The sequence below is a fragment of the Halorubrum sp. BV1 genome (genome assembly GCF_000746205.1).
In the GTDB taxonomy this organism is placed as follows: domain Archaea; phylum Halobacteriota; class Halobacteria; order Halobacteriales; family Haloferacaceae; genus Halorubrum.
The window spans coordinates 1-1,654 of the sequence record NZ_JQKV01000023.1 but is presented as its reverse complement, the minus strand read 5'-3'; the positions used below and the strand labels follow the sequence as shown (position 1 = coordinate 1,654).

Annotated in this window: 1 protein-coding gene; it reads left to right on the top strand. The window is 57.3% G+C overall.

What is annotated here, in order from left to right:
* The first annotated feature begins 32 nt into the window (after window positions 1-32).
* Window positions 33-1,202 carry an RNA-guided endonuclease InsQ/TnpB family protein gene (locus tag EP28_RS11440; protein WP_049984145.1) on the top strand — a complete coding sequence of 390 codons (1,170 nt, stop codon included), beginning with the start codon at window positions 33-35 and terminating at the stop codon, window positions 1,200-1,202.
* Window positions 1,203-1,654: the final 452 nt, after the last annotated feature.

Below are 1,654 nucleotides of genomic sequence, written 5' to 3'. Positions count from 1 at the left end.
GACGACCAGTCAGTATCAGAAGGTGATGAGGCGTGACTGAACTCACAAAAACGCTGGAACTGAAACTGGTAGACCCGAACGCACACAAGCGGGAGAAGCTCCGTGAGACGCGGGCGGCCTACCAGCAGGCGCTCCAAGAGGCCTTCGACGCGAACTGTACCACTCTATCGGAAGCGAACGACATCGTGGGTGATTACCAACTGAGCAGTTACGCGAAGAACGCCCTAAAGCGGTATGTCCCACAGCTAACGACGACCTATGGAGCAGACGAACTCAGTGACAATCATCCTGTTCGCTTCACGAACGAGGGAGTGAAAATCGACCACAAGCCCGAAAACGCGATTGAGTGGTACGTCAAAATCCCACACCACGAGGACTACCACCTCTGGGTACCAGCACAGCCGAACCCTGAGCAACGGGACTGGCTTGAAGCAGTAATTGCTGGCGACGCAGCCGTGGGGGAAGGTCGCTTGCTCAAGCGGGAGGGAACCTGGTATTTCCATCTCATCGCGACCCGTGACATCCCGCTCAACTCCGAGGCTCCTCCCGAAGAACGTACCCCAATTGGCGTCGATATCGGGGAAGCAAGTCTCGTCACGGTGTGTCACCGCGACGAGCACGGGTCCCCGACAAACCCTGAGCTCTGGACGGATGAGGGGAAGACTGTTCGTCGACTCCGCAAGCGCTACTTCACCACGATGCGGCGACTCCAGAGTCGCGAGAGCGAACGGATTGCAGACGCCTTTGGCGACGAGTTGTGGGCGCAAATCGACGATATTCTCCACACCGTCACCAGGGAAGTGGTGGAGTACGCTGAGTCAATGAATCGCCGGCTTCACGGCTGGGGATTCGCCAAACTCCACGCACAGATTACGTACAAAGCTGTTGAAAGAGGGATTCCCGTTGGGACAGTCGACCCACGGAATACCTCTCAAGAGTGCCATGCGTGCGGTGAGAGGGGAACCCGGCCCCAACAGGCGACGTTCATGTGCTCCAACGACGCCTGTTGGATCGAAGAGTACCAGGCAGACATCAACGCCGCACTCAACATCGCAGATCGCTACCTCAGCGGAGAGAGTCGTTCCAGAGAACACGAGAACGACGATGACTCGGCTGAGGATGGGGCCTCGTTGACCGGGCCACAAGACAGCCAAGCTGATGCTGAAACCCAGCAGGCGACGCTTGGAACGTATGCGTCTTGAAATCGTAGAGCTGAGCAACCGCTCAGCTTGATATCCCGTGGCGGGATTTCCACATCAAACTGATGTGGGCGGAGGTCAAGGGACATCGCGCACTCTTTCCGAGCGATAGTCTGTTGAAACCTATTAGTTCGCTACAATATGCGGTGAAACAGCCGATAAGTAGTTCCTGCGAATTGATAGTCCCGCTCTGTACAGTCACTCTGCCTTTTTCACCGGTTACCACCTCGCCAGGTCCAGCAGCCATCCTGTCAGACCAAAAGAACGAATTGCCTCCCAGCCGAGGCGGGGGCATGGAGGACTTTACGCCGGAAGCGCACTACGACGAGTACGGTGATCGCGAGTGGGAGCGCCTTGAACGCGGGTTCTACAGTCGACTTGAATATGAGGAGACGCGTCACTTCCTCGACCGCGAACTCCCCGAGAACGGGCACCTCCTCGACGTCGGTGGCGGC